This is a genomic window from Brevibacillus sp. M2.1A, assembly GCF_013284355.2.
Taxonomy (GTDB): Bacteria; Bacillota; Bacilli; order Brevibacillales; family Brevibacillaceae; genus Brevibacillus.
In genome coordinates this window covers 4,416,364-4,442,948 of record NZ_JABSUY020000001.1, presented here as the reverse complement: position 1 = coordinate 4,442,948, position 26,585 = coordinate 4,416,364, and the positions used below count along the sequence as shown (strand labels likewise).

Here is a 26,585-nt window from a genome sequence, read left to right as displayed (position 1 = left end):
GAGGAGTGGGAAACGTATGCTCAGACGACCAGAGCGGGATGAATACGCTGCTTATTTTGACTATTATATTGGACTTGTACCGGAGGGGGAGCTGCAAACGATCCTCACACAACAAGGAGAGAGGCAAGTCGCATTATTTTCCTCACTTGCGCCCGAGCAAATTGATTATCGGTATGCACCAGGCAAATGGACGGTAAAAGAGGTTTTGGGTCATCTCGTCGATACAGAACGCATCATGAGCTATCGCTTGTTGAGAATTGCGAGAGGAGATCAGACACCCCTCGTCGGTTTTGATGAGAATGCTTTTGTTGAACACGGGGGCTTTCAACTAAGAGACCTCTCAGATTTATTGGAAGAGTACAAGGCTGTTCGTGCTTCCACCATCGCGCAGGTCCGCGGAATCTCTCCGGAAGCATGGACGCGTACAGGACTTGCCAACGGAAACAAACTATCTGCAAGGACATTGGCCTACGTGATTGCTGGACATGAAGCTCACCACACTACCATTTTGAAAGAGCGGTATTTGGGGAAGGAATGGCAACTGGCCCACGAACAAGGTTCGCAATACACGGAAAAATAACTGAGGAGAGTAGCAAGAAAAGACAATTTCATAGGTGGAAACAGGTTCCTTAGGGCGTTACCAATTCGCCCCAAGGATAATAGGGAAGCTCGGTGCAAATCCGACACGGTCCCGCCACTGTAAGAGGGGAGTCAGCGTCCAACAAGCCACTGGTCTATCCAAATAGACGGGGAAGGCGACGCTAGACGATGAACCCATAGTCAGGAGACCTGCCTGTTTCGACAACACTGATAGACCTACGGGAGATAGGGAGGTGTTAGAGATGGCTTGCGAAAAACAGCGAGTGGACAAGTACGTCCCTCCTTTTCTGGCATTTTCTAACGATCGTCACGGTCGAGCGGAAAATGCTTTTTTTATTTTGGGCAGGATAAAAGAGGAGGAGGGCGTATGATGATTCAAGTTTTTATTTGCCAATGGTGCGGATATGTTGAGGAAAAGGAGCTGCCTGAGGACTGCCACGAGGGCGTGTTTCATTGCACTTGCTGCAGTATGGAAGAGGTAGAAAGCCTGTTCACCTACAACTGAAAGCTTTGCCAAAATCAGCTTGCAATCAGAAAAGAAAGAATTTTGTTGACGCTTGCCTTGGAATTTCTTAGAATAAAGCTCAACAGCATAAATGGTTCTTATCCAGAGAGGTGGAGGGTCTGGCCCGATGAAGCCCGGCAACCGTTGCATATAGCGACAAGGTGCCAATTCCTGCGAGACGTTTCGTCTCGAAAGATAAGAAGCGGGTTACTCCATTGGTAGATGAACCTTCTTCTTAGCGAAGAAGGTTTTTTAATTTCATATTTTCTTTATCCAGAGAGGTGGAGGGACTGGCCCGATGAAGCCCGGCAACCGTCACGCATATTTTGTGACAAGGTGCCAATTCCTGCAGGACATATACGTCCTGGGAGATAAGGAGGGGGAGCATTAGCTACTTACAAGCCTTCTTCTTATCGAAGATGGCTTCTTCTTTTTATCCAAAATTCGGGGTATGGGGTGGTTAGAATGAGTGCAGAAGTGGTACGCGTAGGATTATTGGGATTGGGGACAGTGGGTGGAGGCGTAATCAAAACGATTCGCTCGCAACAGGAGAAGCTGGCTACTCGTCTGGGTAAACGAATTGAAATCGTCAAGGCATTGGTGCGTGACTCGGAAAAAGAGCGGGCGGTTCATGTCGACCCGGCTTTATTGACAACAGATTTTGAGGATGTATTGAGAAGCGATGTGGATATCGTGGTGGAGGTCATGGGTGGTGTAGAACCTACCTATGACTACGTTCGTGCTTTGATCAAAAAGGGCTGCCATGTGGTAACTGCCAACAAAGAGCTCCTGGCGAAAAAAGGAACAGAGCTAGTCGATTTGGCAAATCAGCATCAAGTGCATCTTGCCTATGAAGCGAGTGTGGCAGGGGGCATCCCGATCTTGAGTGTGCTGAGGCAGTTCCTTCGCACGAATGATATCCAAGGTGTTCGCGGTATTCTCAACGGAACAACGAACTTCATCTTGACGAAAATGGAAGCAGAGCAGCTCTCATATCAGGAGGTGCTCAAGCAAGCGCAGGAGCTGGGCTATGCGGAAGCAGACCCTCGTTCGGATGTAGAAGGCTTCGATGCTATGTACAAATTGTATATCTTGGCACAGCTTGTTTACGGAGAATCGCTGCCTTTAGCGGATGTTGTTCGTAAAGGAATTGCAGATTTGTCAGTAGGTCACATTCGGATTGCAAGCGAGCTGGGGTATCGGATCAAGCTGATCGCACAGGCCTATCAAGCTGAGAAAGGAATTCGCCTATCTGTTGAACCAACCATGCTTCCGCTGAGCCATCCGTTGGCGCAAATCCACGACGCATTTAATGCTGTCCAGCTATCCGGCAACATCGTGGGAGACTTGCTGTTTACAGGAAGAGGGGCGGGAGAGCTTCCTACAGCAAGTGCAGTCGTGGAGGATTTGGCCTATTTATTGACACAGCCATTCACGCCGCATCCTACCTGGAAAGAAAAAACGGCTGACAAAGCTGGAGCTACATCGGACTCGGCAGAACACGTCCTGTGTTATCTTGAGGGCTCATGTCATACTGCGACGCCAGACCGAGTCTTGCATTTCCTTCAGCAGGCAGGAGTGAACGTACATAAGCTAAAAGTCCAATTCGATTTGGGTGGCGTCTTGCGCGCAGGCTTGATCGTGACAGGAATCAGTGAAGAGCATGAGTCTTTGTTGAAAAATGATTTTGGCTTAGAAGTGCGCTGCTTCCCTGTTCTTGAATCTGCGTAAGGAAGAGGAATCATATGAAGAAAAGCCGTATTTCTAGGTATCTGGAAACACGGCTTCTTTTGTCAGGGGGCAGTCTCCACTGCTTTAGCACGTGGCTGCACACGCCCGTCACTTTGAATGTCGACACTCTCAGAAATGGATTCGATGCGTTTTAGCAGGGCAGCGCCATTGCTTTCATTCATGGGTACGGCTTGTCCCAATTCTGCGTGAAACGGAAGCATCGTCAGTTCACAATCGCCGCTTTTCGTACAGCTTGCTTGCAGGACCATCGTTTCCCAAGTCTTGGGTTCGTTTGACCGTGTAAAAATGAAATTGCCAAGACTGTACGCAATCCATTTGTCGTTGTATCGTTCAAAGCCTTGAAGTACGTGGGGATGACCGCCGACAATCAAATCTGCACCAGCATCGATGTAGGCACGGGACAGCTCTTTTTGATGATCGACAGGATAGTCGGAGCGTTCCTTGCCCCAGTGTGCAATCACCACGACGAGATCAGCTTGGCTGTTCGCATCCTGGATCGCTTTCACTGCCAGTGTAGGATCATAGGAAGCGGCCATACCTGGCTGGGAATCTCCTGCAAACCAGCTCGTTTCGGGAATGACCCTGCTGAAGCCGAGAATCGCGATCTTGATGCCGTTCTTTTCTATGAATACAGGTGAATAGGCACGGCTGGCATCTTTACCGGCGCCGACGTATTCAATCCGGTTTTCGTCCAAAGCGTCAAAAGTATCCAACAATCCTGGAACTCCTTGGTCCATGGAGTGGTTATTGGCGAGATTCACCACATCAATCCCCGCGTTTTTCATGGCAGGAACAGCAAGTGGCGATGATTTGTAGACATACTCCTTGTTTTGAGCGGCAACACCTGTGACGGTGATAGGCGTCTCCAAATTGGCAATGGTGATATCATCTTGCAAAAAGAGCGAGCTTACATGTTTATATGGGTAGTCATAGCTGTTTGCGAGTAAGGTTTTCTCAACATTTCCTGACATCATGATGTCACCGACAAAGGTGAGCTGCACAGAAGTCTTTTGGTTCGCGGTATTGTCAGGAGTAGGCTGTGTGTTCGGGTTGGCATGTTCTCCATCCATGGCAATTTGGAATAGGTAGTAGGTTCCGACGACGAAGATGGCCAACAAGCTAAATAGGAGCGTGTTCTTTCCCATACGTACCCATTTTCTGCGTGAGCGCTTGCGCCGAGCATGTATCCGGCTTGATCTGTTCTCGTTCATTTTTCCCCCTTGTCTTTCTATCCTTACATAAATGAAGTTTGATATCCTATAAGTAATACGAAAAAGGGGCGAAAAAAGGTGCGATTAACTTTTGATCATTTGGTTCATTTTGTACATCGGACTCCACAGGAAGCAGCGGAACAATTTTGCCAAGCGGGTTTTCATGCGGTAGCTGGAGGGCGTCATGCGTCTTGGGGGACATGGAATAGCCTTAGTTATTTCGGGCTTTCTTATGTTGAATTTTTGGCGGTTGAACACCAGGAGCTTGCTCGACAATCAGAGAATCCGCTCGTACGTCAATGTATCGAGGATGAAGCAAAGGGGGAAGGATTCGGTCAGATTGCGCTTCGGACCAACGAGATGGATGCGTGGGCAGAGCGCCTGCGAAGCCAAGGCTTGCAGGTTACTGGACCTGTTGCGGGAAATCGTACGCGTGATGATGGTACGACGCTTCGGTGGCGGATGTTGTTTCTCGAAGATACAGATAGTGCTCTTCTCCCGCCATTTCTCATTGAATGGTCGCAAACGGATGAAGAGAGAAGAGAAGATTTGACGAATCGCGGTATGATTGCCGCACATCCGAACGGTGCAGCTCATCTCCAGTCAGTAGGCTATGCAGTAAAGGATCTGGAAGAAGCGACAGCCCGTTGGCAAAGCTGGTTTGGGTGGGAGAAGAGCGAAGTATTCCACGATAAAAAACTGGGGGCTATCTGCCAAGCATTTGAACTTCCGGGGGGAAATGTAGTGCTTTGCCAACCGACTGAGGAGGGATTGGCGCAGACGGCATGGAAAAATCGCGGGCAAAGACCGTTTTTTGCGAAGCTCGCAGGAGCATGCAAGAATAGCGAGTATAAGATTGGTGGAGGATCTTACTTTCTGGCAGCGCTGGAGTAGTCGTTTAAAAAAGGGAGGCGTACATATGGGATCACCTCGGCATACGATTTCCACAGCAGCGATTATTATCAATGAGCGTCAGGAGATTTTATTGATCAAGGGTCCGCGCAGAGGATGGGAAATGCCCGGTGGAAAAGTAGAAGAGGGCGAATCTCTCAAGGAGGCAGCCATTCGAGAGACGAAGGAAGAGTGCGGTTTAGAGATTGAAGTGACGAAATTTTGCGGTATTTTTCAAAATGTGAGGAAAAGCCTCTGCAATGCGTTATTTTTAGCCAAACCGATCGGCGGAAAATTGATCACGACCCCGGAATGCTTGCAGGCAGGCTTTTTTCCGGTAGAGGAAGCGCTGGAGATGGTCACCTGGAAAAACTTCCGGCAACGGATTGAGTTGTGTTTGCGAGAAGAAGAGCATCCGTTTTATGTAGAATTTTAAGAAAGAAACCACCTCGCATTGGAGGTGGTTTTCTATTAGGTACCAAACGTCTTTTTGGTTAAGTTCCGGTACATCACCAGCATCGCGATACGCCAAGGCACGAGCATACCGAATGCGAGCAAGAAGAACAGTCCACCTGTTTGAATCGGTGTAAAGCTATCATTGATCAACAGTTTAATAATCAGCCGGATGACCAACAGACCGGACAAAATGAAGAAAAACGCACGGGACCGTTTCAGATACACATCTTGCCCAATGATTTCAAAACGTGATGTCATAATCAACGGAATCGAAAAGATAACCCCAACCACAAAGGCTGCAATATCAAACTTGGGCGGTAATTGCGCCTCCGGGAACAAAAACATCGCAAACCCTGTCGCCATAAAGAATGGTGGCAAAATAATGCTTTTTGCAGAAGCCGGCTTTTTTTGCCGACGCATTCTCAAAAAGATCACTGCAATAGCCATCACGAGAGGCAGCAAGATTCCCAAAACGGGAGAGGAAAGTATCTGCATGGAAAAACGCCTCCATAAGTGTTCAACATACTTCAATAGTGTACACCAAAGCATGGTCGATAGGAAAGCGTTTGTCATGGTACGTTATATGCCGATACTAGGCAACTGCTTCATCGTGGGAGCGGACATCCAGCTTATGCTTTTTACTGTAGATGAAAGTCAACAAGCCAAAGAGCAATGTCAGCGAGCCGATGAAGAGGAGGTAGCCGCTAATGCCGAGAAGGTCCAGCCCAACTCCTGTAATTGCGAGAGCCAACAAGAAGAACCCACGATCCAGCATGCTTTTGAAAGAAAAGAATCGCCCTTGCTGGTGTGGAGGTAGGCGCTTCTGGAAAATCGTTGCGATGACCGGAAAGAAGAAAGCAACGACAAAGCCGAACACGGAGAAGGAAGCAAGCACCATGAATTTGTTATCCGCGAATGACATGCCAAACTGGGACAGCGCGAAGAAGAAGAGCATGATGGTGGACGCTGCCACGAGGTTTCTGCGGCCTATCCAACGTTTGGCCAAGAGCCCTCCAATCAAAATGCTGATTCCTTCTGCTGCATAGATCCATCCCATGAGCTGAGGTTCCTGCTGCAGCTCGCTAAAGTTCAAGATCATCAGGTTCACACCGCCAAGGAACAAGGTGATCAACCCATTATTAATCAACCCGACAAACAAAGCCGGGTCTTGCCGCGAGATCGTCAGTACTTCGCGGAACTCCACTTTTTCCTGAATTTTCCGAGAAGTGACGGGTGGAATGCGGAGAAAGAGCGTGACCACAGCGAGTACTGCATACGCGATGATAGAGCAGACATACAGCATGGACAGGTCCATGGATGCAACGAGTATACCGCCGATTGCTGTTCCCCCAATGCGCGAGAGGGTAGAAATATTCAAATATGCGCTGTTTGCCTTGAGTAACTCGTCCTGGGAAAGGATGGCTGGCAAGGAAGCCTGCACGGTCGGAAAATAAAAAGCAGCAGAGCATTGCATCACGATCAAAGATACGATCATCCACAGAAGAGAATCGTTTGCAAGAGCAGGGAACATGAAGACTGGGCTGAGTGTTCGGACCACACTGGCAAACAGCATGATCTTGCCTTTGTCGTACATGTCAATCACCACACCCGCTTTAGGGGCGAGGAGAATGCTGACCACCAATCCACACATCAGAATCAAGCCCTTCACCGTATCAGAAGGAACAAGTTTCTGCATGAACGCAAGATTGGCAATAATCGAAATCCACATGCCCGCTCCCGCGACGATCTCTCCGCTCATTAAAAGCAGAAAGGTACGATTACGCCATAACATGAGAGCCACTCCAAACATTCGTTAGATAGGTAAAAATTTGAATCGAACCATTTTTTGATAAAAAGCGATTTATCTAGTATAGCATTCATGCAAACGCTTGTATATTTATTGTCTCTGTGGGTATTCTTCGTATTTATAACGGACAAACTAACGCAATACTGCGGCCATTACGCACAAAAGGAGCTATTCGTAAATGGCGCGAAAACGAACGTTACTACTGTTGATCGTGTACGGATTTGCTGCGACACTCACGATCTTTTACGGACTGGTGGAAAAGCATAGCGTCATTATCACGTTCTTTTCTTTTCATGTGCTCGTTTGCATCTGTATTCCCGTCATTCACGCATGGTGGGAGGGAGATTTGCGAAAGCACTGGCGTTTCGCGTGGGGAAGTTTTGAATGGCAGGGTACTTTATACGGACTGGCACTTGGCGTTCTGATGTTGACAGGAGTGCTGGCTGGACTTTGGTTGCTCTTGCAGGAACCGGGAAGACCGGAAGTCGTTCGAGCAGGTATGGAAGCATGGGGGATTGAGCGCCGCTGGATTTTGGTTTTTGCTGGCTATCTTATTTTCATTAACTCGCTGCTGGAAGAATTGTTTTGGCGAGGCTTCGTATTGCAGCGGTTTCGTGCATCCTTGTCCCGCTTGATGTCCATTTTCCTTTCTGGCTTCTTTTATTCTTTGTATCACCTGATTATCTCTACGATCTTATTTGGTTTTCGAAACGGCTTGTTAATTACCTCGTTGGTTTTGGGCGCTGGGCTGATATGGGGATGGATGAAAGAAATGTTTCCTTCGATTTATCCAAACTGGATTAGCCATTTACTCGCGGATTTGGGTCTGGCAATAGCTGTGGTTCTCTGGATTTATTGACCGGATAGGAGGAGGGCGGAACGGATGCTGGCCATTCATGAAGAAACGAGACTTCGCAAGCGACTGCTCAGTATACTTCGGCAAAACAGTGAAGCATTTCAACTCTACTATGACACGTATGGGTATACCCCGGTCGAGCCGTTGCTGAAATATCTTCATACGCTGAAAGGGTGCGCATATATAACGAGGCAAGATCTTCATCAAGTCATGGAATTCGATCCGGAGCGAAGTATCGAATGGGACGGAGGAGCACTCATTCGAGTTACCTACGGCTTTTTGCCCTCGATTGCAAAAAGCAGGCTCATGGAGATCGTGCCACCTGACGTTCTCTACTACGGGACACATCGAAAGTTATTGAAACAAGTACTCACTGGCGGTCTGTTGCCGATTGCCAGTGAGTATGTGCAGCTTGCGGATAGACCGGAGCATATCGGAGAGCCGACAGACACATTGCGCCTCGTCACTGTGAATGCAAAGGAGGCCTATGAAGCCGGCATTTGCTTTTACCGAGTGGGTGAGCGCTATTGTTTGAGTGATGCTGTCCCAGCCACTTTTTTGCAGTTGTACGCAGATTAGCTTGACTCGTTGTTTCGACGTGCTTCGCGCATTTGTAGCTGGTGCTGGCGTTCTGCCAAAACGTCGCTGCGATCCCTCAAGGTATGCTTATTCAGCAAGTAGGCGTCTTGCATATCGCTTTCCCGATGTTCTGGGTGATTTTGCATCGTACAAGCCTCTTGATACGCTTTTTTCAAGGAATCGGACATGGGCAAGGACAGGCTTCGATAGGGCAGACCATTTTGCATTTCCGTCAGGCGCTCTTCAAGCAGGCTTACCAGACTGGAACTATCCAACCCGAGCTTCTGAATGTCAAGATGATGCTTTTTGACAAGGGAAATGGCGCTCGTGAGCATTTTGATTGCACCTGACTGATTCCCGCGTCTCTGGTGATAAAGAGCGACGGAGATTTGAATCAAACCTACCCACACTAGCTGTCGCTCATGGGGAGGAGCGCTTTTCCAATACTCCTCGAGAATCTCATGACACTCAAAATAATCGCGTTCTACATGAAATTGGATTAAATAATCCAGATATGGTTGCGGATACATGGTGATCTTCACCTCACTGCTTGGTTTTCAATGGTTCGTTTATGTACTATTATAAAGCATAGAGAGTAGAAAATGAGGTGTAAAACCATTTATGACAAGAGATGAACTCGTAGCCGTATTGGAAAAAAAGCGAATGACCGAAATCATAGAACTGATCGAGGATGCTGAACAGGGCGAATTGGAAGAGCTCGAGCTCGTGGAAAGCCTGGGATTGCTCATGAATCAGGAGTTGAACAAAGAAGTCCTTTCGTTGTTGGAGAGCTTGGGTGTCACCATTATTTACTTGAGCGGCGATGAAGAAGACGAAGAGGAAGAAAACGACGACGAAGACGACGACATTTAGGAAAAAAGAGAACCAACCTTGTGCATGTTGCCAGGTTGGTTTTTGCATTCTTACTTTTGTGTCCATACGCGATTTTTATTTCGTGTAGCGGGGAACTTTTCCCCTCTGGAAAGCTCGATGATCATCGGGTCCTGCACGCTTGCACCGGACTCACCAATCTCCATGTATACGGCATTTTTCGGAGACTTTTCTCCTTCACGAAAACGGCTGTGTTCTCCCACGAAGGCACCTTCTTCCTAAGGAATTGTCATCTGAATTAGTATGACCCCGTATACAGGCTTCATGCCCTCGCTCCTGTTGACGATAGATTTTGAATTCCTGTACGATCATTTCCATTCGCAGCGCCGGAAAAAGTGCGATCCAATCAGCGTTTGACCACTCCTGCTAGTGAATTGCCTACGAGACATCCGCTGATTTTGATTCGTATATAGACTTCTGTCCATGCCGATATGTCTTCACCTACATACCTTGTAGATGTAACGAACAGGAAGGGGTGAGGTTAATGAGTTGCGGATGCAGAAGATCTCGTCGCAGATGCTTTAAATGCTGCGAAAAGAAAGTGTACAGAAAGCATTGCTTCTACAAGCCACACTACAAAACCCATTGTAAACCATACGGTCGTAGCTGTGGACACGGTCACTTTGGTGGTTATGACCACTTCGGCGGCGGTTACGGCGGTTACGATGGTTACGGCTCCTCTTATGGTGGCGGATACGGCGGCGGTTACGGTGGAAGTCACGAGAGCAAGTATTAATAGAGAAAGGCGCCAAAGTGGCGCTTTTTTCGTTTTTTCGCAAGTTTTGCACAATTTGTCGTACAATAGAGGAAAAGGATTAATGGAGGTATGGGTATGCAATTCCTGAATGGGAAAGAGGAACGAATGTGGGCGATGATCGTACATCTATCTGCCTTCCTTGGTTTTATCGTTCCGTTCGGCAATGTACTAGGACCTTTAATCGTATGGTTGATCAAACGTGAAGAAGGAGCCTTTTTTTATCAGCATGGAAAAGAGGCCTTGAATTTTAGTATCTCGGTGACGATTTATGCCGCCATTTCAAGTTTGTTGATCATTATTTTTATTGGCGTACTATTATTGGGAGCCCTCTTTATTTTTTGGGCGATTTTCGTTATTATCGCTGCGGTGAAAGCGAATGAGGGAAAGGAATTCCGTTACCCGCTCACTCTCCGGTTTATCAAATAACCGTTCTTGGGAAAGTCGTTCCGCAGGGGACGGCTTTTTTTATTTGTTTGAATTTTCCATTAAAAAAGAGGGTGAACAGTCGTTCATCTCGAATTCCAAATGAGTGTAGTCGGTGAAGGGGGAGTCAAATCATGCTGACAGGAGTGACGATAGTCGATTTTTCTCGCCATCTTCCAGGTCCGATTTGTACGATGCGCCTGGCTGATTTGGGGGCAGAGGTCATCGAGGTGGAACCGTATCAAGACAATGCTCACTCATCGTTAACCAGGCCAACTCAATCCGAAGCTAGAGAGACGGGAGCGTTTTACCTGCGTTCACATCGCAATCATAAAAGTATTTCCTTGAATTTGCGGACAAATGAGGGAAAAGCGCTCGCGTTTGCTCTGGCCAGACAGGCTGATGTCGTGGTGGAAAGCTATCGACCCGGTGTGATGCGACATTTGGGACTTGATTATGATCGCCTGTGGGAGATGCACCCTGCGGTTATTTATTGTTCTGTGACGGGCTATGGTCAAAGCGGGGAGCTATACCAAATAGGGGGGCATGACTTGAATGTCCAGGCAGTAAGCGGATTTCTCTCGCTGGTTCGCGATCTGGAAGGAAAGCCCGTTGTTGCTGATACTCCGCTTACTGATTACGCACTTGGGCTGTATGCCAGTGAACAAATATGTGCGGCGCTTGTGCAACGTGCGCGGACAGGACGAGGAGCTTATTTGGATGTATCATCGGCTGACTTGTTTAGTTCTTGGACAGGGCTTCATGCGCTGTTTATGACATACAGTTCGTCGATTGGACGGGAAACAGGAAGAGGGAATTTGCTGGCGTACCAGGTTTTTGAGACAGCAGACGGTCAGTATGTCGCGCTTGCTGCCCTGGAAGAGAAGTTCTGGCTCAATTTTTGCCGCGCGGTAGGAAGAGCAGACTGGGAGCTATGCCACCTGGCGAGCGTTGCTGAGTATCCAGAAGTGTTTGACGATATGAAAGCACTGTTTCTGTCCAGAACCCAAGCCGAGTGGAGTGAGTTGGGCAGCGAAGTGGATTGCTGTCTGACCGCTGTTGAAGATTGGGAAAACTGGGCAAACAATCCGTACGTTGCGAACAGGGAGATAGCGTATACGCTTCCTTATTTGGAAAAGAAGTCGTTCAATCAAGAGGGGAGCTTCTCGCATCGTTACAGGGCAGAGAGGTTGTCACCCCCATGGCACACCGATTACACGCACGAACTGCTCAAACGCAAGCTGAACCTGACAGAGGAAGATCTGAACAGGCTGCACAGGCAGGGGGTTATACCTGCTGCTTCTTTATAGGAAAGGGTGAGAAAATCATGGAACAGGATCATCAAACGCAATTAATCGTAACAAAAGCTGGTGGAATCTGCACGATTACGCTCAACAGACCACATGTCCTCAATGCGATGACGGTAGAAATGTTTTCGCTTTTGCAGGACGCGATCGCAAAAGCTTCAGCCGATGAGGAAGTCGATATGCTTATTTTGCGGGGAGCAGGAGGGAACTTTTGCTCCGGTGCTGATTTGGGCGTGTTGACTGCGCTGACGGATAAGAGTGACGCTGATCAATCATTGACGATCATTAATGATTTCATCACCAATTTGCATCAAATGCCAAAGCCTGTGATTGCCGTTATCGAGGGAGTAGCTGTTGGAGCGGGACTCAATCTCGCGTTGCATGCTGATTTTGTCATTGCGACGGAAGATGCACTGTTGCAGGAGCCTTTTGTCCAGATCGGTCTGACAACGGATTTTGGTGGGACGTACCTTTTGCCGAAGCTTGTTGGTACCGCGTGGGCGAAGCGGCTCGCACTCCTGGGAGAAAAGATAACAGGGAAAAAAGCGGAGGAAATCGGCTTGATCTATCGAGCGGTAGAAGCAAGTCAAGTCGAAAGTGAGGTTGAAAAATTGGTTGCTGCGGTATTACGCCTGCCCAAACAAGCGTATGCTATAACAAAAGAAGGGGTGGGACGCTGCCACACAAACAGCCTAGAATACGCTCTGGCCTGGGAAAAGCAACAGCAGCCGTCCCTGATCGCACGTCCTGAATTTCAGACGCTTGTACAAGCGAAATTAAAGCGGACGTAGCGATAGGCTATTTTGCGCTCGGAAAAGTCCAAAGGGAACTTTATCCGTTGAGCAATGGACCATTCTGTGTTAAAGTAGGGATATCAAGATCCTGCGATGTACGATAGGCCGTAAATGTTTCTAACCTTATACGTGTTTTTTGGGAGACGGAAACTGTGATGGATGTCAGGCCCACCTCCTTTTTGGATGCATGGGAAGGCTGAAGTGCAGAAGGGTCGCCCACCTGTGTGAGCGCAGGTTATAGAAACATGAGGTCAACGGCAGAGCGGGGACTTGGCCGTTTATGAATGCAATGAATTGCCGATAGCACAAAAACAAAAACCACTTGGAATCAGCTTCCAGGTGGTTTTTGTTTTTGCCTTCAAATTAATGAGTGGTTTTGTTTTGCTTGCCCGAGCTGTGACCCTGCCCTTGTTTTTGTGAGCCCTGGTCTTGATCTCCGTGATCGACAATGGTCAGGTCTTTTTCAAGGGTTTGGGAGTCTTGGGCGTCTTGAAGAATTTGATACATTTGCAGGAAGTTTGCTTTTTGTCCCTCAGGAATTCCTTTAATGCGAACGGTCAACTCTTGCGGGCCGCCGCCATTTTGCTGCTGCCCACCTTGGCTGTTCCCTTGCCCGCTGTGTTCATTTGAACTCGGTTGTTCATCGAGAAAACTGAGAAACATCGAGTCGCTGTCTTGGTCTTGTTGGTTGTTTTGTCCGCCGTCATGTGATTGCTGCCCTTGTCCGTTTCCGCCTTGTCCGCCTTGCTGCTCAAACAGCACGTTGAATTCGTTAAGATCGGTCTGGATGATGCCAATGACGTTCATCCTGATCCTCCTTCCAAAATAGAAATGATGCTTCAGCCCGGATGTTTGGAATGGTGGACACCGTGCCGTTGCAGGTAACCATGGAAAAAGTATTCGACCACCGTAATGGCAAATGCCGTCAACAACAAACCAGATAAGGATATGGTTTGACCAAACAAGTAACAGCCAAGCCACAAGGAGGCATACACGAACAAGAAATCAGCGGAGCTCGCAAACGTATTGTTCGTACGTGGGAGGATTGTCAAATCCAGTACATAACCCAGTAAACTGACAATCACGCTTGCGAGCACAGCAAACATAAGGGACGTCCCCGACCACCAAAGCCCTGGAATGGCGATGATTCCGTTAAACAAGAGCTTGAGAACGATGTTCAAAGTGCGAACACCACCTTTCATGCCCTTAGTATGAACTTAGGTAGTCGCACTATTCGTAGAAGAGGTGTTTGATTTTAAACGGCGGATCAATGCTTCATCTGGTGTTACATACAGCGTTCGTTGCTGCTCGTAGATCACATAGCCAGGCTTGGCCCCGCTCGGTTTTTTTACATGCTTGACGAGCGTGTAATCTACGGGAATTTGGCTGCCTTCTTTGGCTCGACTGAAATAAGCCGCCAGATTCGCAGCTTCCAGCAACGTTTTATCCGAAAATTCCCGAGCGCGAATGACGACATGGGACCCAGGGATATCCTTGGTGTGCAGCCATGTTTCTTGCGACGATGCGAGCTTGTTGGTCAAGTATTCATTTTGTTTATTGTTTTTGCCGACCAAAATTTCAATGCCGTCCGAAGAAAGGTATGTATCAAGCTCAGGTCTGGTATCTTTTTTCTTGCGCGGACCGCGTTTTTTACGATCCCGCATGTAGCCTTGCTCAACGAGCTCCTCGCGAATTTCTTCGGCATCTTTTAAGGTGGCATGTTCCAGTTGAACCAATACGCCGTCCAAATACAAGAGTTCAGCCTGCGCTTGTTCAATCTGCTCACTCACGATGGAGAGGCTGTTTTTGGCCTTGTTATACCGCTTGTAATACGACTGCAAATTTTCCGACGGGGTCTTCAATGGGTCGAGAGGTATGGTGATGGTATCTCCCACTTCGTCATACCAGTTAACTGTGACGAGCTCTCGATCCCCTCGCTTCATTTGGTGCATATTGGCGGTGATCAATTCCCCGTACAAGCGGAACTGGTCTGCTTCATGCGCATCTTGCAGCGTTTGCTCGAGCTTCTCGATTTTCTTTTCATTTTTATTGCGCTCAGAGGTGACAAAGCGAATCAAATCGTGCGCACGTTGCTTGACAGTGTCACGGAGCGCCTTTCCTTCGTAAAATGCCTGCAAGCATTCTTGGACGGAAGGATAGGGGGTGGTAACCCCGTTTGAGAGATGAGTCAGCTCGACGACGTGAAAATACGCTTTGCCATTCGCCTCAACAATGGATGGTGCATATTCATGTTCGTTGATTGCCTTTATTACCTGTGAAAAGGCAGCCCACAATGTTTCACGATTCGCGAGCCCTGCTCTGTGCAAAATTTCTTTTGCCAGTAAGGGACTGATCCCGGTATAGCCATCTACGATTTGCTTGTCCAAACGACCGCTGTTCCAGTCGAGGGAAGAAAGAAACGCTTGCTCGGTTACAGTGAGAGGGTCGCGTTTATCTTGGTTCGGAGGAGAGACGTAAGGTCTGCCAGGCGTTACTTGTCTGTACTGGCTAATGGCCAGCGTCACATGCATGGCGCTATCCAAAATCACTCCGGTTGCAGGATCGATGAGGATGATGTTACTGTGCTTGCCCATGATCTCTACAATAATTCGGCGGACAGCCGTGTCACCCAGCTCATCCCGAGTGCGTACATCGATGTGAATGATTCGCTCCATCCCGATTTGCTCGACAGATTCAATGACGCCGCCTTCACAATGCTTGCGCAATAGCATGCAAAACATCGGAGCTTCCAGCGGATTCGTGAATTCTTCTGTCGTGATGTGAAGCCTCGGATAGGTCGGGTTTGCAGACAGGAGGAACTTTACTGTTTCTCCTTGTGTCCGTACTTGCATAACAATATCGCTATGGTGGGGCTGGTGGATTTTCGAGATGCGTCCTCCTACCAGTTTATGTAATTCCCGCGCAACGGAGCGGGTTACTACGCCATCAAATGCCACAAAAGTCACCTCAGATCAAAAAAATGGCTAGAATAATAGATAGACAGCTGCCAGTCACAGTGTAGCATAAGTCAGAGCAAGGAGGAATCTTCTCAATGGTGGGGCTGCTTCGGTTGACACTGCCAAGAGTTGTCTCCTATAATAAATTAACGATTTTGCGTCTATGGAAGTGAAAACTTGTGATTCGAAGCATGACTGGTTACGGTAGAAAAGAAGATAGCAAGGGCTCCATTCGAGCAACAGTCGAGATTCGTGCAGTGAATCACCGCTTTTCTGAGATTGTCGTGCGCCTGCCCAAAGCATGGAATATGCTTGAGGATTCGATTCGTAAGCTGGTCGCACAGTACGTCAGAAGAGGGCGTGTCGATGTCACTGTCTCAGTGGAAGGGAAAAATTCCTCTGCTACGGTTATGGACATTGACTGGGATGTAGCTGAACAGCTCGTCTCCATTTCCCGCGAGATGACTCAGCGTTTTTCGCTAGAGACGCCTTTAACCGTCAAGGATCTGTTACACTTTCCTGGCGTGATACATACCAAAGAGTCAGAGGACGACAATGTGGAGGAGCTGGCAGAGTGGCTCCAAGACCTGGTCAGGGCCGCAGCAATGGATCTCGTTTCGATGAAAGAGACCGAGGGTAAACTGCTGCATGCTGATCTAGCCAGTCGCCTGACTGCCGTCAACACATGGACCCGGGAGATCTCCCAGTTGGCCCCACTTTGTAGGGAAGATTACAAGGGCCGACTTGAGCAACGCGTTAGTGAGTGGGTCGGTTTGACACCTTTTGAATTGGACCCTGCTCGTGTAGCGCAAGAGGTTGCCTTTTTCGCTGATAAAAGTGATATTAGTGAAGAGTTGACCCGTTTAGATAGTCATTGCCAACAGTTTGCCAATCAATTAGGCAAAGAAGAAGCAATTGGTCGAAAACTGGATTTTCTGCTCCAGGAAATGAATCGGGAAGCCAATACGATTGCTTCCAAAGCGAATCATTTGCGCATTCAGCATTTGGCTGTCGAGATCAAGACAGAACTGGAGAAAATGCGGGAGCAAATACAGAATGTCGAGTAGCATGAAAGGATGGGCTGGGCCGTCATGGCAATCAAGCTAATCAATATCGGTTTTGGCAACATCGTCAATGCCAACCGCATTATTTCAATTGTAAGTCCGGAGTCCGCTCCTATCAAACGGATCATCCAGGAAGCGCGCGATCGCAACATGCTAGTGGACGCTACCTATGGGAGACGTACACGTGCGGTCATTATTACAGACAGCGATCACGTGATTTTGTCAGCGGTACAGCCAGAAACAGTGGCGCAGCGCTTGACTACGAAGGATGACGAATCGGACGAATAAAGTAGGAGTGTAAACAATGAGTATGGTTGATCGTGGTCTCCTTTTGGTTCTTTCCGGACCAGCTGGTGTGGGAAAAGGAACAGTATGCAAGGCACTTCGTGAAGTGATGCCTGATCTGGTGTATTCGGTTTCTGCTACCACACGCCAGCCTCGTCCTGGAGAGGTAGAAGGGGTTAATTACTTTTTTAAAAGCCAGGAAGAGTTCAAGCAGATGATTGAAGAAGATGCTCTCCTGGAATGGGCAGAATACGTAGGAAATTACTACGGAACCCCTCGTCAGTTCGTGGACGATATGCTCAATGAGGGTCGCGATGTCATTCTTGAGATTGAAGTTCAGGGTGCTCTTCAAGTAAAAGAGCGCTTCCCGCAAGGTACATTCCTGTTCCTGGCTCCGCCTGATTTAAACGAACTGGAAAACCGGATTGTGGGACGCGGGACAGAATCGCAAGAGATCATTCGCAAGCGCATGGAAGTAGCGCGTGCTGAAATCGAGCTCATGGACCACTACGATTATGTTGTCGTAAATGATGTCATCGAATCGGCTTGCGATCGAATCCAAGCAATTATTACAGCGGAACATCTGAAAAAAGATCGTCAGGTTCACAAATATCGTAAATGGTTACAGGAGGTTGAATAGAATTATGTTGTATCCATCTATTGACGAATTGACCCAAAAAGCGGAGAGCAAGTACATCCTGGTGACAGTCGCATCCAAGCGTGCGCGTCAGCTTCGCGAAAACAGCGAAATTCAAGTGGTGAGACCAAAATCCAAAAAGTTTGTAGGTTTGGCACTGGAAGAGTTCATCTCCGACGAGCTCGTTCATGAGTTTTTGGACGGTCGCAAATAAGCAGTCACCTTTAAAAACAACCTCACGAGGTTGTTTTTTTCGGATTTCGGTTAGGGGAGAAGGGAGAGAGTGCAGATGCATTCGCTTGCAGGAAAACGTATTGTTCTTGGGGTATCTGGCGGCATCGCTGCTTACAAGGCTGCTGCACTGACCAGCAAGCTGACACAGGCAGGTGCATTGGTACATGTCATTTTGACAGAGGGCGCCTTACAGTTTATTCAGCCTTTGACGTTTCAAGCCTTGTCTCACCTGCCTGTTTATACAGACACATTTACGGAGCCAGACCCGCATGTGATTAGCCATATTGAACTGGCTGATCGAGCTGATCTCGTATTGATCGCGCCAGCAACAGCCAACGTGATCGGCAAGATGGCGAATGGCATTGCGGATGATATGCTGACGACGACTGTACTGGCTACGAAAGCTCCTGTCATGGTCGCGCCTGCCATGAACGTCAATATGTACAATCACCCGGCGGTTATCGCCAATATGGATAAGCTTACCGCCTATGGTTATCGGTTTGTTGAACCGGGTGTCGGGCTATTGGCATGTGGCTGGATTGGCAAAGGACGTTTGGCGGAGCCGGAGGAAATCGTCGAAGCTGTGCGTCAATGGTTTGCTTCCGATGAGACCAGACAAACGATCCGAGAAAAGGATTTGCAGGGCAAGCACGTACTGATCACAGCGGGACCGACTCGTGAAAAAATTGATCCCGTTCGTTACATAACCAATCATGCTTCAGGAAAAATGGGCTACGCCATTGCGGAAGCGGCACGAGACAGAGGGGCAAAGGTCACACTGATTAGTGGGCCGACTACCTTGGCACGTCCTGATGGAGTAGAATTCATCGCGGTGGAATCGGTACAAGAAATGTTTGATGCCGTCATGGAGCAATTGCCGCACTGTGACATCGTCGTCAAATCAGCAGCCGTTTCCGATTATCGACCAAAGCATGTAGCTGAACATAAGATGAAAAAAGGTGACGGTCCACTCGACCTTGTGCTAGAGAAAGCACCCGATATTTTAAAAACGGTTGGTGAGCGGAAAACGAAGCAATTCGTCGTAGGCTTTGCAGCAGAGACCCAAAATGTGTTACAGCATGCCCAGTCCAAGCTGGAGCGAAAAAATCTCGATATGATTGTAGCCAATAATGTATTGCTGGAGGGAGCAGGCATGGGGAGCGATACGAATATCGTGACCTTGCTAACCCGTGGCGGAGAGCAACTGGCGTTGGATAAATTGAGCAAGCGGGCTGTGGCAGACAAGCTGTTTGATGCTGTCCTTGCCGTGCAAGAGCATAGACCGCTCCGAGACCTGTCATGATTGCCCAAATTATCGTGGACGTTCCGGTCAATCGGACGAATCGACCTTTTGATTACCATGTTCCGCCTTGGTTGCGTCCACTGATTCGCATTGGCAGTCGTGTGGTTGTGCCGTTTGGCCCCCGTCAACTGCAAGGCTATGTCATCGGGATCGTAGAGGATGATGAAGCTATACCAGACCGTTCGCGACTAAAAGATGTCGTGCAGGTACAAGACGATACTCCTCCTCTAACGCCAGAACTGCTAAAAATGAGCGAATGGATGTCCAAGCAATACTTGTGTCCGTGGGTAACGGCTGTACAGGCGATGCTCCCTGCTGTGCTCAAAGGGAAGTCGGAGAAGTGGCTGACGGCGACAGACGCATTAGACGAAGAAGCATGCGGGAGATCCGGGCTTCTGTGGGAATTGTTTCGCAAACGGCAAATTCCGCTCTCAGAAGTGGAGAAGCAATTTGCGGAGGAGTATTTGCTTGTTCCGGGTTGGATACAGAGTGGTTTGCTTGCAACGGAGTATCAGGTAAGAGACAGAATTACCCGCAAGCAGCAATCATTTGTCCGAAGCTTATTGGATGAAGGTAAGCTGGAAGAAGCGATTGGTTCGTTGCCAGCACGGGCAGAGCAGATGCGCCGTGTCCTTCAACTGATGCTTATGCACAAGGAGCAGTCCTTATCTGTACAAATGCTGCGGGATGAATACGGAATTACGCGCTCCCCGCTAAAAAGTCTGGAATCAAAAGGCTGGATCACGATCGAGCAAGTGGAAGTTTACCGGGACCCGTACGCCAATCGACGATTCCAGGACAAGCAGAAACCCGTCTTTACTCCCTTACAGGAAGCGGCACTGACCCCTATCTTGCAATCGATTGAGTCGGGAACGTATGCTTCTTACTTGCTGCACGGCGTTACCGGAAGCGGTAAGACCGAAGTGTATCTCGAAGCAATCGAACGCGCTTTGGAAAAAGGGCGCGAGGCGATCTTTCTCGTTCCGGAAATTTCACTGACTCCGCAAATGGTAGAGCGCTTCAAAGCTCGTTTTGGCGCAGACGTAGCTGTTTTGCACAGTGCGTTGTCACAAGGAGAGCGCTATGACGAGTGGCGCAAGATCATCCGCAATCAGGTCAAAGTGGTGGTAGGGGCACGCTCTGCCATCTTTGCTCCGTTTCGGAATGTTGGGTTGATAGTGATCGATGAAGAGCATGAGAGCTCGTATAAGCAAGAAGAGACGCCGCGTTATCATGCGCGGGAAGTAGCCCTGTGGCGAGCGAAAGAGAATCAGGGTGTCCTCGTCATGGGAAGCGCCACTCCTGCTTTGGAGACGTATGCATTGGCCACACGTGGGCGATACGAGCTGTTGCGCATGCCGGAGCGTGTCGGGAATCGCCCGATGCCAGAGGTTCATGTTGTGGATATGCGCGAGGAGCTTCAGGCCCAGAATCGCTCGATGTTCAGCCGGAAGCTGCATGAGATGATTGCAGACCGACTGGCAAAAGAAGAACAGATGGTCATTTTCCTTAACCGAAGAGGTTTTTCTACCTTTGTCATGTGCCGCTCCTGCGGCTATACGATGCGCTGCATTCATTGCGACATCTCGCTTACTTATCATAAAACGAATCATACAGCACGCTGTCATTACTGTGGATACACCATCGCACAGCCCAAGCATTGTCCAGAGTGTCAAAGTGAGCATATACGCTTTTTTGGTACCGGAACGCAAAAGGTGGAAGCGGAGCTGGCAAAACTATTCCCCGGAATCCGGGTCATCCGAATGGACGTGGACACGACCTCGCGAAAAGGCTCTCACGAAGAGCTGCTAAACAAATTTCGTTCGGGTCAAGGCGACGTTTTGCTCGGTACGCAGATGATTGCCAAGGGGCTTGATTTTCCACGAGTGACGCTGGCGGGCATCATTGCAGCGGATACATCCTTGCATCTGCCTGACTTCCGTGCAGCGGAGAAGACATTTCAGCTTTTGACGCAGGTAGGTGGACGTGCAGGACGGCATGAGCTGGACGGAGATGTCGTGATTCAGACGTATACGCCGGAGCACTACAGCATTGTTCATGCGACCAAGCATGATTATCCCGCATTTTATCAGGATGAAATGATGCAGCGCAGACGAACAGGCTACCCGCCGTATTTCCGTCTCGTTTTAATTACGTTTAGCCACGAAGAGGTACCTGTTGTGATCCGCGGTGCGCATACGATGGCTGACTATTTGCGACAGCGTTTGGCACAGACGACGATTCTCTTGGGCCCTGTGGCTTCGCCCATTGCAAGGGTGAAGGATAGATTTCGTTTTCAGATCATGCTAAAATATCGTGATGAACCGCAACTGTCGGACCTGCTCGCTCAGGCGACGGCTGCGTTTGAAGAATGGAACAAACAGCAGAAAGTATTGATGACGATTGACGTCGACCCTTACGTACTGCTTTAGGGAGGATATGAAACACATGGCGATTCGCACAATTGTAAAACATCCAGATCCGATTTTGCGTGAAAAAGCAATGGTCGTAACCAAATTTAATGCCAATTTGCACAAGCTGCTTGATGATATGGCAGACACGATGTACGATGCTGACGGTGTAGGCTTGGCTGCTCCACAGGTGGGCATCTCCAAGCGTGTCATCGTGATGGATTGCGGTGATGGACTGATTGAAATGATCAATCCGGAAATCATTGAGCATGAAGGGGAGCAATACGATTATCCAGAAGGCTGCCTCAGTATTCCTGGCCTGCAAGGAGACGTTCGTCGCCACAAGTGGATCAAGCTGCGCGGTCATGATCGTAACGGGAATGTGGTTGAGCTCGAGGCAGACGACCTGTTGTCACGTTGCGCTCAACACGAGATCGATCATTTAAACGGCGTCCTCTTTATCGATGTAGCTGACAAGGTGTACAAAGTAAACCCGAACCAGGAAGGGGAATAACCATTTGAAAGATGCTCGCATCCTGTTTATGGGTACGCCTGACTTTGCTGTATCGAGTCTTACGGCAGTACTCGAAGCAGGCTACAACGTGATTGGAGTCGTAACACAACCCGATCGTCCCGTTGGACGCAAGCAAGTATTGACGCCGCCCCCCGTGAAGGAGGCGGCTTTGCGTCATGGACTTTTGGTATTGCAACCGGAAAAAATCAAGGCTGAGGATGCACTTGAAGAAGTGTTGGCCCTCGAGCCCGATCTGATCATTACAGCGGCGTACGGGCAGATTTTGCCTAAAAAACTGCTCGATGCCCCGAAATATGGCTGCATCAATGTACACGCCTCTCTTTTGCCGAAATATCGCGGGGGTGCCCCGATTCATAAATCGATTGTCGAGGGAGAAGCGGAAACAGGCGTGACCATCATGTACATGGTCGAAGCTCTCGATGCAGGGGATATGCTGTCCAAGGTAGTCGTGCCGATTGAGGAGCGCGATACCGTGGGGACCTTGCATGACAAATTGGCTGCGGCAGGCTCTGAGCTGTTGATTGCTACCGTTCCGCCCCTGCTGGCTGGAGAGCTTGTAGCAGAGCAACAGGATCATTCAGCAGCGACTTTTGCCCCGAATATCAAGCGTACAGACGAGAAAATTGACTGGAGCCGTTCTGCGGAACAGATTTACAACCAAGTCCGTGGCTTGAATCCGTGGCCTGTCGCATTTACAACATGCGAGGGCAAGATTTGGAAGTTGTGGTGGGTAGAAAAAATGCCTGTGTCCGGCGATGGCAAAGAGCCGGGAACGATCATCGCTCGCGAGGAAGACGGTATTGTTGTCACTTGCGGTAGTGGTGCAGTGAAAATAACCGAATTGCAGCCAGAAGGCAAAAAACGTATGAGTGCTCTCGACTTTTTGCGTGGAGCGGGCAGCAGCATTGAAATCGGCACAAAGGTAGGAGAATAGTCCGTGGCAAAAAAGGGAGCTCGCGATATCGCCCTCGACGTTTTGAATAGGGTAGAAGAACATAAATCCTACAGCAATCTTGAACTGCGCAATGTCCTTGATCGGGAAAATCTCAGTGCAGCAGATGCAGGGCTGGTGACAGAGCTTGTTTACGGTACCATTCAGCGAAAAATGACGCTGGATCATGTCCTGTCCCATTTTGTCGGGAATAAAAAGGTCCAAACCTGGGTCCGCAATTTACTGCGTCTCAGCTTGTATCAAATTCGTTTTTTGGACCGTATTCCTGAACGCGCTGCCGTACACCAAGCAGTTGAAATCGCCAAGAAACGCGGTCATCAAGGGATTGCTTCGATGGTCAACGGTGTTTTGCGCAATGTGCTGCGCCAGCCGGATGTGTGGGAGCGTCAGCCAAAAGGCGGTCGTGCCCTGCAAATCGCTGTAGCCTATTCTCATCCAGAATGGCTTGTGCGTCAGTGGCTCGCCGTATATGGCGAAGAGACGACGATTGCGATTTGCGAAGCGAACAACAGAACGCCGCATAGCTCAGTCCGAGTCAATGCATGGAAAACGACGAAGGAACAAGTGCTGGACAAGCTGGCGGAAGAAGGGCTGGAAGGACAAACGTCGTCTGTCAGTCCTCACGCGATTCTGATGGAAGGCGGACATGCAGCAGGCTCACGCTTATTCAAGGAAGGCTACTTCACGATTCAGGATGAGAGCTCTATGCTCGTAGCACCAGCTCTTGCAGCCCAACCAGGCATGCGTGTATTAGATGCCTGCGCGGCACCTGGTGGAAAAACAACGCACATAGCGGAAATGATGGAAAACCGCGGGCAAATCATTGCGAGTGACGTGCATCCGCACAAACGCGATCTGATTGCTGGTGCAGCGAAAAGACTCGGGATTACGATCATCGAGCCAATTGTTAGTGATGCACTGGACCTACCTGAAAAAGCGTTGGGAACTTTCGATCGAATCTTGCTGGATGCGCCATGCACCGGATTTGGCGTAATTCGTCGCAAGCCTGACCTGAAATGGAACAAAACGCCGGAAGATGTCCGTGCGATTGCTCAGCTACAGTACGAACTGCTCAAGACATTGGCGCCGATGCTTGCTCAGGGTGGTGTCATGGTTTACAGCACATGTACAATTGAGCCAGCAGAAAATCAGGAGATTGTTCGCCGCTTTGTTGAAGAACACCCTGATTTCGTATTCGATAATACACTGGCACAAGACCTGCCTGAGGCCGTTAGAGTGCATGTCGATGAAACCGGAGCCTGCGTACAAATTTTGCCTCACCATTTCGAGAGTGATGGATTTTTTATCGCGCGATTGAAACGAAGAGGATAAGGTAATGGACGTACAAGCAAGGGGTGGCGCACCAACAGGTGGAAAATGCCACTCCTTTGCCTTTGTTTGCGAGCGCTTAGATTGGTTTACACTAGGAAAAGTGACGCATTTATGAATCTGGATGTCAAAACCGTTTGAAGCGAGACGCCCCACGAGGTACAATGATAGAATGGATTTAGGCAAGCAATGATTTTGAGGATGTGGAGATAGAATGCCGTTAACGACATTTACTGGCGCAAAGCCGCTTATTTACAGTTTGACGCAAGATGAAATGAAGGAATGGCTGGTTAGTGCCGGCGACAAAGCATTTCGTGCGCAACAAATTTTTGACTGGCTATATGTAAAGCGCGTCACTTCTTTTGAAGAGATGAGCAATTTGTCCAAGGAGCTGCGCCAAAAGCTGGCGGATACATTCCGCATGGAGCCACTCAAGGAAATCACACATCAAGAGTCGCAGGACGGAACGATCAAGTTTTTGTTCCAGCTTGTCGATGGGCATGCGATTGAGACGGTGATTATGCGTCATAACTACGGAAACAGCATCTGTGTTACGACGCAGGTGGGCTGCCGTATCGGATGTACGTTTTGTGCATCTACATTAGGGGGACTAAAACGTAACCTGGATGCAGGTGAAATCGTCTCTCAAGTATTGACGGCACAACGCAGATTGGATGCGGAAGGTGAGCGCGTCAGTCACGTTGTTGTCATGGGGATCGGGGAGCCTTTCGAGAACTTCGAGAGCCTGATGGCGTTCCTGTCTGTCATCAACGATAACCGTGGCTTGAATATCGGTGCTCGTCACATTACAGTTTCCACCAGTGGAATTGTGCCGAAGATTTACGAGTTTGCTGAACGAGGCGGACAAGTGAACCTGGCGATTTCCCTGCACGCTCCAAACACGGAGTTGAGAAGCCAGCTAATGCCGATCAACCGCGGCTTCCCGCTCGCTAAGCTGATGGAAGCATGCCACCATTACATTAACAAGACAGGGCGCCGCATCAGTTTTGAGTACGGTCTATTCGGCGGGAAAAACGATCAGCCCGAGCATGCAGAGGAGTTGGCTGAACTCATTGGCGACATGCTTTGCCACGTGAATCTGATCCCGGTGAACTACGTACCAGAGCGTGATTATGTACGCACGCCACGCAATGAGATTTTTCAGTTCAAACGCATCTTAGAGGAAAAAGGAATCAATGTGACCATCAGACGCGAGCAAGGCAGTGACATTGCTGCTGCTTGCGGACAATTGAGGGCACAACACGCTAAAGAAACCGTGGGGTAATGCCATGGAAATCGCGATGAAATCCCATGTTGGCCGCGTTCGTCAGGTTAACGAGGACTATTATGCCTGTGTGACCGATTTAAACGGACGCGTGCTCGCCATTGTAGCAGATGGTATGGGTGGCCATCAGGCTGGTGATATTGCCAGTCGCCTAGCTGTTGAGCGAATAGTAAAAGAACTGCGTCACCTAGATGGGGACCTCGAAGCAGAGGATGTGCGTGAGCAGTTGATGAACGCCGTCCTGCTTGCAAATAAAGAAGTCTATGAATATGCGGCTGAACATCCGGAGTGTAGTGGCATGGGCACAACTGTGGTTGCTGCCTTGTTTGACCAATCCTCCGTGATTACCGCGCATATTGGCGACAGCCGTCTGTATTTTTACAACCAAGACGGACTGGTCATGAAAACAGAAGACCATTCTCTTGTCAATGAGCTGGTGAAAAGTGGACAGATTACAGCCGAGGAGGCGTCTGTCCACCCTCACCGCAACGTTATCATGCGTTCGCTCGGGACAGAGCCGGATGTGCTCATTGATCTTGGACAGTTTGAATGGTCAGAGGGTGATGTCGTCTTGATTTGCTCAGATGGATTGAGCAATAAAGTCAGTCATCCTTCCTTGGAAGAAAATTTGCAGAAACAGATATCGTTACAAGCGAAGGTGGACGGTTTGGTGCAGGAAGCACTGGATGCCGGTGGGGAAGATAACATAACGCTGGTTGCCGTACGAAATACGCTTGATGCCGGTCAGAAAGAGGGGTGAGAGA

General features: G+C 49.0%; 31 protein-coding genes, 1 other RNA gene and 3 riboswitches. Of the genes, 24 read left to right on the top strand and 8 right to left on the bottom strand.

The annotated features are described in order from the left end of the window. Positions 1 to 16 precede the first annotated feature (16 nt). The 3 genes from HP567_RS21345 to HP567_RS21335 all read left to right on the top strand — a co-directional run bounded on the left by HP567_RS21345 (position 17) and on the right by HP567_RS21335 (position 2,836). Complete coding sequence (locus HP567_RS21345; RefSeq protein WP_173608152.1) at positions 17 to 580, top strand: DinB family protein; 564 nt, start codon at positions 17 to 19, stop codon at positions 578 to 580. Positions 581 to 605: 25 nt separating this feature from the next. Continuing rightward, positions 606 to 811: riboswitch (cobalamin riboswitch) on the top strand. 156 nt (positions 812 to 967) lie between these two features. Beyond that, positions 968 to 1,105, top strand: coding sequence for a hypothetical protein (locus tag HP567_RS21340; protein WP_173607641.1), 138 nt, complete (start codon positions 968 to 970; stop codon positions 1,103 to 1,105). Between the two features lie 95 nt (positions 1,106 to 1,200). After that, a riboswitch (SAM riboswitch) is annotated at positions 1,201 to 1,307 on the top strand. A gap of 64 nt (positions 1,308 to 1,371) precedes the next feature. After that, a riboswitch (SAM riboswitch) is annotated at positions 1,372 to 1,483 on the top strand. A gap of 87 nt (positions 1,484 to 1,570) precedes the next feature. Beyond that, entirely contained in the window at positions 1,571 to 2,836 is a 1,266-nt protein-coding gene (locus HP567_RS21335) for a homoserine dehydrogenase (protein ID WP_173608151.1), read from the top strand. A 62-nt stretch (positions 2,837 to 2,898) separates the two neighbouring features. On the opposite strand, the gene HP567_RS21330 is transcribed toward HP567_RS21335, so the two are convergent. After that, positions 2,899 to 4,068, bottom strand: coding sequence for a CapA family protein (locus HP567_RS21330; RefSeq protein WP_173608150.1), 1,170 nt, complete (start codon positions 4,066 to 4,068; stop codon positions 2,899 to 2,901). A 78-nt stretch (positions 4,069 to 4,146) separates the two neighbouring features. Here HP567_RS21330 and HP567_RS21325 point away from each other — a divergent pair, with 78 nt between their 5' ends. Continuing rightward, on the top strand, positions 4,147 to 4,962 hold the full coding sequence (locus HP567_RS21325) for a VOC family protein (protein ID WP_173608149.1): 816 nt from the start codon (positions 4,147 to 4,149) through the stop codon (positions 4,960 to 4,962). 25 nt (positions 4,963 to 4,987) lie between these two features. Beyond that, complete coding sequence (locus HP567_RS21320; protein WP_173608148.1) at positions 4,988 to 5,395, top strand: NUDIX hydrolase; 408 nt, start codon at positions 4,988 to 4,990, stop codon at positions 5,393 to 5,395. 35 nt (positions 5,396 to 5,430) lie between these two features. Here HP567_RS21320 and HP567_RS21315 read toward each other — a convergent pair whose 3' ends face one another. Both HP567_RS21315 and HP567_RS21310 read right to left on the bottom strand, forming a co-directional pair. Beyond that, positions 5,431 to 5,910 carry a CcdC family protein gene (locus HP567_RS21315; RefSeq protein WP_015892012.1) on the bottom strand — a complete coding sequence of 160 codons (480 nt, stop codon included), beginning with the start codon at positions 5,908 to 5,910 and terminating at the stop codon, positions 5,431 to 5,433. Between the two features lie 97 nt (positions 5,911 to 6,007). After that, positions 6,008 to 7,207, bottom strand: coding sequence for an MFS transporter (locus HP567_RS21310; protein ID WP_173608147.1), 1,200 nt, complete (start codon positions 7,205 to 7,207; stop codon positions 6,008 to 6,010). A gap of 193 nt (positions 7,208 to 7,400) precedes the next feature. On the opposite strand from HP567_RS21310, the gene HP567_RS21305 reads away from it, so the two are divergent. Continuing rightward, a complete protein-coding gene (locus HP567_RS21305; RefSeq protein WP_173608146.1) occupies positions 7,401 to 8,081 on the top strand; it encodes a CPBP family intramembrane glutamic endopeptidase in 681 nt (226 codons plus the stop codon). Positions 8,082 to 8,105: 24 nt separating this feature from the next. After that, the gene (locus HP567_RS21300; protein WP_173608145.1) at positions 8,106 to 8,657 is read left to right on the top strand and encodes an RNA 2'-phosphotransferase; all 552 of its coding nucleotides are present in this window, start codon (positions 8,106 to 8,108) and stop codon (positions 8,655 to 8,657) included. Here HP567_RS21300 and HP567_RS21295 read toward each other — a convergent pair. Continuing rightward, complete coding sequence (locus tag HP567_RS21295; RefSeq protein WP_173608144.1) at positions 8,654 to 9,187, bottom strand: DUF309 domain-containing protein; 534 nt, start codon at positions 9,185 to 9,187, stop codon at positions 8,654 to 8,656. The two genes, HP567_RS21300 and HP567_RS21295, sit on opposite strands and share 4 nt — an antisense overlap. 91 nt (positions 9,188 to 9,278) lie before the next feature. Here HP567_RS21295 and HP567_RS21290 point away from each other — a divergent pair, with 91 nt between their 5' ends. Further along, a complete protein-coding gene (locus HP567_RS21290) occupies positions 9,279 to 9,530 on the top strand; it encodes a hypothetical protein (protein ID WP_173608143.1) in 252 nt (83 codons plus the stop codon). A 50-nt stretch (positions 9,531 to 9,580) separates the two neighbouring features. On the opposite strand, the gene HP567_RS21285 is transcribed toward HP567_RS21290, so the two are convergent. Next, positions 9,581 to 9,751 carry a YjzC family protein gene (locus tag HP567_RS21285; RefSeq protein WP_007728413.1) on the bottom strand — a complete coding sequence of 57 codons (171 nt, stop codon included), beginning with the start codon at positions 9,749 to 9,751 and terminating at the stop codon, positions 9,581 to 9,583. Between the two features lie 281 nt (positions 9,752 to 10,032). Between HP567_RS21285 and HP567_RS21280 the strand changes: the two genes are divergently transcribed. The 5 genes from HP567_RS21280 to ssrS all read left to right on the top strand — a co-directional run bounded on the left by HP567_RS21280 (position 10,033) and on the right by ssrS (position 13,102). Then, entirely contained in the window at positions 10,033 to 10,284 is a 252-nt protein-coding gene (locus HP567_RS21280) for a hypothetical protein (protein WP_173608142.1), read from the top strand. 96 nt (positions 10,285 to 10,380) lie between these two features. Continuing rightward, positions 10,381 to 10,731, top strand: coding sequence for a DUF4870 domain-containing protein (locus HP567_RS21275; RefSeq protein ID WP_007728403.1), 351 nt, complete (start codon positions 10,381 to 10,383; stop codon positions 10,729 to 10,731). Between the two features lie 131 nt (positions 10,732 to 10,862). Further along, positions 10,863 to 12,038: a CaiB/BaiF CoA transferase family protein gene (locus HP567_RS21270; protein ID WP_173608141.1), complete on the top strand. Its 1,176-nt coding sequence runs from the start codon at positions 10,863 to 10,865 to the stop codon at positions 12,036 to 12,038. A gap of 17 nt (positions 12,039 to 12,055) precedes the next feature. After that, a complete protein-coding gene (locus HP567_RS21265; RefSeq protein WP_173608140.1) occupies positions 12,056 to 12,826 on the top strand; it encodes an enoyl-CoA hydratase/isomerase family protein in 771 nt (256 codons plus the stop codon). Positions 12,827 to 12,911: 85 nt separating this feature from the next. Continuing rightward, positions 12,912 to 13,102, top strand: a non-coding RNA gene (gene ssrS / locus HP567_RS21260) — 6S RNA. Positions 13,103 to 13,192: 90 nt separating this feature from the next. Here ssrS and HP567_RS21255 read toward each other — a convergent pair. The 3 genes from HP567_RS21255 to HP567_RS21245 are packed head-to-tail and all read right to left on the bottom strand — an operon-like array spanning position 13,193 to position 15,786. Continuing rightward, complete coding sequence (locus tag HP567_RS21255; protein ID WP_173608139.1) at positions 13,193 to 13,636, bottom strand: hypothetical protein; 444 nt, start codon at positions 13,634 to 13,636, stop codon at positions 13,193 to 13,195. Between the two features lie 32 nt (positions 13,637 to 13,668). Then, entirely contained in the window at positions 13,669 to 14,010 is a 342-nt protein-coding gene (locus HP567_RS21250) for a DUF2512 family protein (RefSeq protein WP_047068205.1), read from the bottom strand. Positions 14,011 to 14,046: 36 nt separating this feature from the next. After that, positions 14,047 to 15,786: an Rqc2 family fibronectin-binding protein gene (locus HP567_RS21245; protein ID WP_173608138.1), complete on the bottom strand. Its 1,740-nt coding sequence runs from the start codon at positions 15,784 to 15,786 to the stop codon at positions 14,047 to 14,049. A 179-nt stretch (positions 15,787 to 15,965) separates the two neighbouring features. On the opposite strand from HP567_RS21245, the gene HP567_RS21240 reads away from it, so the two are divergent. From HP567_RS21240 to HP567_RS21190, 11 genes are all read left to right on the top strand, one after another. Continuing rightward, on the top strand, positions 15,966 to 16,853 hold the full coding sequence (locus HP567_RS21240) for a YicC/YloC family endoribonuclease (protein ID WP_173608137.1): 888 nt from the start codon (positions 15,966 to 15,968) through the stop codon (positions 16,851 to 16,853). 24 nt (positions 16,854 to 16,877) lie between these two features. Next, positions 16,878 to 17,138 (top strand): extracellular matrix/biofilm regulator RemA, encoded by a 261-nt coding sequence (remA, locus tag HP567_RS21235; RefSeq protein ID WP_015891999.1) that lies wholly within the window; start codon positions 16,878 to 16,880, stop codon positions 17,136 to 17,138. Positions 17,139 to 17,154: 16 nt separating this feature from the next. Then, positions 17,155 to 17,775 carry a guanylate kinase gene (gmk, locus tag HP567_RS21230; protein WP_047068199.1) on the top strand — a complete coding sequence of 207 codons (621 nt, stop codon included), beginning with the start codon at positions 17,155 to 17,157 and terminating at the stop codon, positions 17,773 to 17,775. 4 nt (positions 17,776 to 17,779) lie between these two features. Then, positions 17,780 to 17,986 (top strand): DNA-directed RNA polymerase subunit omega, encoded by a 207-nt coding sequence (gene rpoZ / locus HP567_RS21225; RefSeq protein ID WP_106653312.1) that lies wholly within the window; start codon positions 17,780 to 17,782, stop codon positions 17,984 to 17,986. A 75-nt stretch (positions 17,987 to 18,061) separates the two neighbouring features. Further along, positions 18,062 to 19,309, top strand: coding sequence for a bifunctional phosphopantothenoylcysteine decarboxylase/phosphopantothenate--cysteine ligase CoaBC (gene coaBC, locus HP567_RS21220; protein WP_173608136.1), 1,248 nt, complete (start codon positions 18,062 to 18,064; stop codon positions 19,307 to 19,309). Beyond that, positions 19,306 to 21,741: a primosomal protein N' gene (gene priA, locus HP567_RS21215; protein WP_173608135.1), complete on the top strand. Its 2,436-nt coding sequence runs from the start codon at positions 19,306 to 19,308 to the stop codon at positions 21,739 to 21,741. Before coaBC ends, priA begins: the two co-directional genes overlap by 4 nt. A 16-nt stretch (positions 21,742 to 21,757) precedes the next feature. Then, a complete protein-coding gene (gene def, locus HP567_RS21210; protein WP_173608134.1) occupies positions 21,758 to 22,234 on the top strand; it encodes a peptide deformylase in 477 nt (158 codons plus the stop codon). 4 nt (positions 22,235 to 22,238) lie between these two features. Further along, positions 22,239 to 23,189 carry a methionyl-tRNA formyltransferase gene (gene fmt, locus HP567_RS21205; RefSeq protein WP_173608133.1) on the top strand — a complete coding sequence of 317 codons (951 nt, stop codon included), beginning with the start codon at positions 22,239 to 22,241 and terminating at the stop codon, positions 23,187 to 23,189. Between the two features lie 3 nt (positions 23,190 to 23,192). Next, a complete protein-coding gene (rsmB, locus tag HP567_RS21200) occupies positions 23,193 to 24,539 on the top strand; it encodes a 16S rRNA (cytosine(967)-C(5))-methyltransferase RsmB (protein WP_173608132.1) in 1,347 nt (448 codons plus the stop codon). 211 nt (positions 24,540 to 24,750) lie between these two features. Further along, complete coding sequence (rlmN, locus tag HP567_RS21195; protein ID WP_173608131.1) at positions 24,751 to 25,821, top strand: 23S rRNA (adenine(2503)-C(2))-methyltransferase RlmN; 1,071 nt, start codon at positions 24,751 to 24,753, stop codon at positions 25,819 to 25,821. Between the two features lie 4 nt (positions 25,822 to 25,825). Then, positions 25,826 to 26,581 (top strand): Stp1/IreP family PP2C-type Ser/Thr phosphatase, encoded by a 756-nt coding sequence (locus HP567_RS21190; RefSeq protein ID WP_173608130.1) that lies wholly within the window; start codon positions 25,826 to 25,828, stop codon positions 26,579 to 26,581. Positions 26,582 to 26,585: the final 4 nt, after the last annotated feature.

Coding starts and splice junctions, on each gene's coding strand:
- coaBC (WP_173608136.1), top strand. CDS start 18,062: ATGCATTCGCTTGCAGGAAAACGTATTGTTCTTGGGGTATCTGGCGGC.
- HP567_RS21340 (WP_173607641.1), top strand. CDS start 968: ATGATGATTCAAGTTTTTATTTGCCAATGGTGCGGATATGTTGAGGAA.
- HP567_RS21190 (WP_173608130.1), top strand. CDS start 25,826: ATGGAAATCGCGATGAAATCCCATGTTGGCCGCGTTCGTCAGGTTAAC.
- def (WP_173608134.1), top strand. CDS start 21,758: ATGGCGATTCGCACAATTGTAAAACATCCAGATCCGATTTTGCGTGAA.
- HP567_RS21320 (WP_173608148.1), top strand. CDS start 4,988: ATGGGATCACCTCGGCATACGATTTCCACAGCAGCGATTATTATCAAT.
- priA (WP_173608135.1), top strand. CDS start 19,306: ATGATTGCCCAAATTATCGTGGACGTTCCGGTCAATCGGACGAATCGA.
- HP567_RS21310 (WP_173608147.1), bottom strand. CDS start 7,207: ATGTTATGGCGTAATCGTACCTTTCTGCTTTTAATGAGCGGAGAGATC.
- gmk (WP_047068199.1), top strand. CDS start 17,155: ATGAGTATGGTTGATCGTGGTCTCCTTTTGGTTCTTTCCGGACCAGCT.
- HP567_RS21255 (WP_173608139.1), bottom strand. CDS start 13,636: ATGAACGTCATTGGCATCATCCAGACCGATCTTAACGAATTCAACGTG.
- HP567_RS21335 (WP_173608151.1), top strand. CDS start 1,571: ATGAGTGCAGAAGTGGTACGCGTAGGATTATTGGGATTGGGGACAGTG.
- HP567_RS21315 (WP_015892012.1), bottom strand. CDS start 5,910: ATGCAGATACTTTCCTCTCCCGTTTTGGGAATCTTGCTGCCTCTCGTG.
- remA (WP_015891999.1), top strand. CDS start 16,878: ATGGCAATCAAGCTAATCAATATCGGTTTTGGCAACATCGTCAATGCC.
- HP567_RS21265 (WP_173608140.1), top strand. CDS start 12,056: ATGGAACAGGATCATCAAACGCAATTAATCGTAACAAAAGCTGGTGGA.
- HP567_RS21345 (WP_173608152.1), top strand. CDS start 17: ATGCTCAGACGACCAGAGCGGGATGAATACGCTGCTTATTTTGACTAT.
- HP567_RS21300 (WP_173608145.1), top strand. CDS start 8,106: ATGCTGGCCATTCATGAAGAAACGAGACTTCGCAAGCGACTGCTCAGT.
- HP567_RS21270 (WP_173608141.1), top strand. CDS start 10,863: ATGCTGACAGGAGTGACGATAGTCGATTTTTCTCGCCATCTTCCAGGT.
- HP567_RS21330 (WP_173608150.1), bottom strand. CDS start 4,068: ATGAACGAGAACAGATCAAGCCGGATACATGCTCGGCGCAAGCGCTCA.
- rpoZ (WP_106653312.1), top strand. CDS start 17,780: ATGTTGTATCCATCTATTGACGAATTGACCCAAAAAGCGGAGAGCAAG.
- rlmN (WP_173608131.1), top strand. CDS start 24,751: ATGCCGTTAACGACATTTACTGGCGCAAAGCCGCTTATTTACAGTTTG.
- HP567_RS21280 (WP_173608142.1), top strand. CDS start 10,033: ATGAGTTGCGGATGCAGAAGATCTCGTCGCAGATGCTTTAAATGCTGC.
- HP567_RS21275 (WP_007728403.1), top strand. CDS start 10,381: ATGCAATTCCTGAATGGGAAAGAGGAACGAATGTGGGCGATGATCGTA.
- HP567_RS21290 (WP_173608143.1), top strand. CDS start 9,279: ATGACAAGAGATGAACTCGTAGCCGTATTGGAAAAAAAGCGAATGACC.
- HP567_RS21305 (WP_173608146.1), top strand. CDS start 7,401: ATGGCGCGAAAACGAACGTTACTACTGTTGATCGTGTACGGATTTGCT.
- HP567_RS21295 (WP_173608144.1), bottom strand. CDS start 9,187: ATGTATCCGCAACCATATCTGGATTATTTAATCCAATTTCATGTAGAA.